At 69.7% G+C, this 3,509-nt stretch carries 4 protein-coding genes; all 4 read right to left on the reverse strand.

Annotated elements, in window-relative coordinates; all coding sequences use genetic code 11:
• Positions 1 to 11: 11 nt before the first annotated feature.
• On the reverse strand, positions 12 to 1,448 hold the full coding sequence (locus tag G6027_RS09690; RefSeq protein WP_182636993.1) for a carboxyl transferase domain-containing protein: 1,437 nt from the start codon (positions 1,446 to 1,448) through the stop codon (positions 12 to 14).
• Positions 1,449 to 1,705: 257 nt separating this feature from the next.
• Positions 1,706 to 1,957 carry a meromycolate extension acyl carrier protein AcpM gene (gene acpM, locus G6027_RS09695; protein ID WP_095719155.1) on the reverse strand — a complete coding sequence of 84 codons (252 nt, stop codon included), beginning with the start codon at positions 1,955 to 1,957 and terminating at the stop codon, positions 1,706 to 1,708.
• Between the two features lie 104 nt (positions 1,958 to 2,061).
• On the reverse strand, positions 2,062 to 2,988 hold the full coding sequence (locus G6027_RS09700; RefSeq protein WP_182636994.1) for an acyltransferase domain-containing protein: 927 nt from the start codon (positions 2,986 to 2,988) through the stop codon (positions 2,062 to 2,064).
• Between the two features lie 155 nt (positions 2,989 to 3,143).
• Positions 3,144 to 3,509, reverse strand: a 366-nt coding sequence (locus tag G6027_RS09705) for a helix-turn-helix domain-containing protein (RefSeq protein WP_182636995.1), incomplete at its 5' end; no start/stop codon positions are given.

Genomic DNA, 3,509 nt, shown 5'->3' on the forward strand with positions numbered 1-3,509 from the left:
AGGCGCTCAGATCACAGCGGGATGTTCTTGTGCTGGCCCCGTACGTGAGACGCGGCATCCAGTGCCTCGGCGAGACGACGACGGGTGTCGGTGGGTTCGATGACCTCGTCGACGACGCCGATGGAGACCGCTCTGCCCACGCCCCCTGCGATCGCGGCGTGTTCGTCGGCCAGCCGCTCGTGCAGGGCCTCGCGCTCGTCCTCCGGCGCCGCTGCGAGCGTGCGCTTGTGCAGGATGCCCACCGCTGCCTTGGCGCCCATGACCGCGACCTCCGCATCGGGCCACGCGAACACGGCGGAGGCGCCCAGGGCGCGCGAGTTCATTGCGATGTAGGCCCCGCCGTAGATCTTGCGTGTGACGAGCGTGACGCGGGCGACGGACGCCTCTGCGAAGGCGTGCAGCAGCTTGGCGCCACGCCGGACGACGCCCTCCCACTCCTGGGAGACCCCGGGGAGGTAACCGGGGACGTCGACCACGACGAGCAGCGGTACGCCGAACGCGTTGCACAGGCGGACGAACCGGGAGGCCTTCTCGGCCGACTCGGAGTTGAGGCAGCCCCCCAGGCGTAGCGGGTTGTTGGCGATCACGCCGACCGTGCGGCCCGACATCCTGCCGAAGCCGACCACGATGCTGGGCGCCCACTTGGCCTGGAGCTCCTCGAAGGTCGTGCTTCCGTCCAGCTCGGACGAGTCGAGGATGCCGTGGACGAGGGGACGCACGTCGTAGGCCCGCTTGGGTGACTCCGGGAGCAGCCCCGCGAGATCCGTGTGGTCGCCCTCGAGCGCCCGCAGGTCGAACTCACCCTGGGCGGACAGGAGGTTCACCAGCCGCCTTGCGCGGTGCAGGGCGTCCCGCTCGTCAGAGGCGGCGATGTGACACACACCCGACTTGCGGTGGTGGACGTCCTGGCCGCCGAGTCCCTCCATGTCGACCTGTTCCCCGGTGACGGAGCGGACCACGTCGGGTCCGGTGACGAAGATCTTGCCCGCGGGCGCCATGATCACGACGTCCGTGAGCGCGGGGCCGTACGCGGCGCCGCCGGCGGCGGGGCCGAGCACGACCGAGATCTGCGGCACGTGGCCTGATGCGCGGACCATGGCCTCGAACACGAGGCCGACCGCGTGGAGCGCCTCGACACCCTCGGCGAGTCGGGCCCCTCCCGAGTGCCACACGCCCACGACGGGCAGGTGCTCGTCGATGGCGGTGTCGATGGCGTGGACGATATGACGGCACCCGTCCAGGCCCATCGCGCCACCCATGACGGTGGCGTCGGTGGCATAGGCGATCGTGGGCTCGCCGTCGATCAGGCCCCGGGCGGCGAGCGCGCCCGACGCATCGGGTTCCGTGAGGAACTCCAGCGATGCCGGATCGAAGAGGTTCTCGAGCCGGGCGACGGGGTCGCGCGGGTCGATCTGGGTGTTCTGGTCCACGGTGCTCGTGATGGTCATCGAATGCAGTCCTTTCCGCGGCGCACCTCCCGGATGGGAGGGTGCGCTCCTTATGGACCCCCGGACTGGCTGGTGTGGGGGAGGCGAGTGATCCGGGACCCCCGTCCCTGATCGCGCCTTCCGCCCGTCACCCCGCGTGACGCGGGGTGCTCTCGTGTGTCGGGTCCCGGACGTGGGGTGGGGACGCGGGCTCGCCTGGTGCACCGACCGCACCTTCGGCCCTGAACGCGCCCCCGCCCGTGCTCCGGGACGTGGTGTCAGCTCTGGTCGATCTTCTGGATGTAGTCGACCGCATCCTGCACAGTACGCAACTTGGCGAGGTCCTCGTCCGGGATCTCCACCCCGTAGCGGTCCTCCGTCTGGACCGCGATCTCCACCATGGAGAGCGAATCGATGTCCAGATCGTCCACGAAGGACTTCTCCGGGGTCACCTCGGAGGGCTCGATCCCGGTGACCTCCTCGACGATCTCCGCAAGTCCGGAGATGATCTCGGCCTCGGTGCGTGCCATGTGGTGTCCTTTCTGGTGGTGTCGTCGCGCCCGGTCGGGCACGGCGTGGTCGTCATGACGCGACCGCCGGACGAGGCCGGCGACCGCGGGTACGTGGGGGTGGTCTACGCGCCGCTGAGAGCGGGGACGGCGTCGAGCGCGTCCGCGAGATCCTCCGGTGTGGTGACGCCGTGCCGGGGCACCTCGCGCATCATGCGCTTGGCCAGGCCGACGAGTGCCCCGGACGGCGGGAGCTCGACGAAGGCGTCGACGCCGAGCTTGAGCATGGTCTGCGTGCACAGGTCCCAGCGGACCGGATGGGTGATCTGCGAGATCACGCGGTCCACGGCGTCCCTGCCCGAGGTGACGACCATTCCGTCGGCGTTCGAGAGCAGTGTCAGCTCGGGGTCACGGACCTCGATCGTGTCCGCGAGGGCGCGGAACCTCTCGACGGCGGACCCCATGTGCCGGGTGTGGAACGCCCCGGCCACGTCGAGGCGGCGGAGACGGGCGCGGCTGGGCGGGTTCTGCTCGAGCGCGTCGCACGCCTCGAGCGGGCCGGCGGCCACGATCTGCCCGGCACCGTTGCGGTTGGCCGGTTCCAGGCCTGCGTTCTCCAGGGCGAGCAGGACGTCGGCCTCCACCCCTCCGAGGACGGCGATCATCCCTGTCGGGCGGTCGGCGCATGCCCGCGACATCGCGGCGCCGCGGACAGACGCCAGACGGAGCGCGTCCGCCTCGGAGACCACCCCGGCGATCGCGAGAGCCGCGACCTCACCGATGGAGTGTCCGGCGACGATCGTGTCGGAGGGCACCTGGCCCCGTCGACGGAGTTCTGCGGTGCCGAGCAACGCGGAGGCGACCACCAGCGGTTGGGTGACCGCGGTGTCCGTGATCTCCTGCAAGGTCGCTGTGGTGCCCAGGCGCTCGAGATCGAGTCCGCTCGAGGCAGACCACTCGTCGAGGCGGGCCGAGGCGCCGGGTAGCTCGAGCCATGGCGCGAGCATTCCGGCTTTCTGGGACCCTTGTCCGGGGGCGGTGAGGCAAAGCACGAGTATCAGACAACACGTGTTCCCCTCCCTCGGATGATGTTCTCGTAGCCAGAAACAATGGCCGGATTTTGTGGGGTTCCCACAAATACGGTGGTGAGTGCGCGGCCATCTCTGTGATTGGACTTTTCGTTACAGGGTGTGACGAGAGTGATTGTTTAGCTGTCCTGAGGGCTTCGATCGGCGAACTTGCCGAGGACGAGGGCTATCCGAAGGACAAAAGCCTCCCTCGCGTCAAGCGGGTCGAACTCAGTGATCTGGCTCACGCGCTTGAGGCGATACCTCACGGTGTTGGGATGGACATACAACCCGCGCGCACATGCCTCGACGTGTCCGCCCGAGTCCAGGTAGGCCCGCAGGGTCTCCTCCAGGGACGGATCCGCGCCCCGGAGCGGAGTGACGATCCGCTCCACCAGCATCCCCGCCGCCCCGCGGTCTCCGCCCAGGACCCGTTCCGGCAACAGGTCGATCGCCGCCACCGGGCGAGGGGCGCCGGGCCACCCGGTCGCGGCCGCCGCGCCGGC

This window comes from Dietzia sp. SLG310A2-38A2 (assembly GCF_014145095.1).
GTDB lineage: Bacteria > Actinomycetota > Actinomycetes > Mycobacteriales > Mycobacteriaceae > Dietzia.

Excerpts from the sequence above, each read along its gene's own strand:
- G6027_RS09690 (WP_182636993.1), bottom strand. The coding sequence starts at position 1,448 with ATGACCATCACGAGCACCGTGGACCAGAACACCCAGATCGACCCGCGC.
- acpM (WP_095719155.1), bottom strand. The coding sequence starts at position 1,957 with ATGGCACGCACCGAGGCCGAGATCATCTCCGGACTTGCGGAGATCGTC.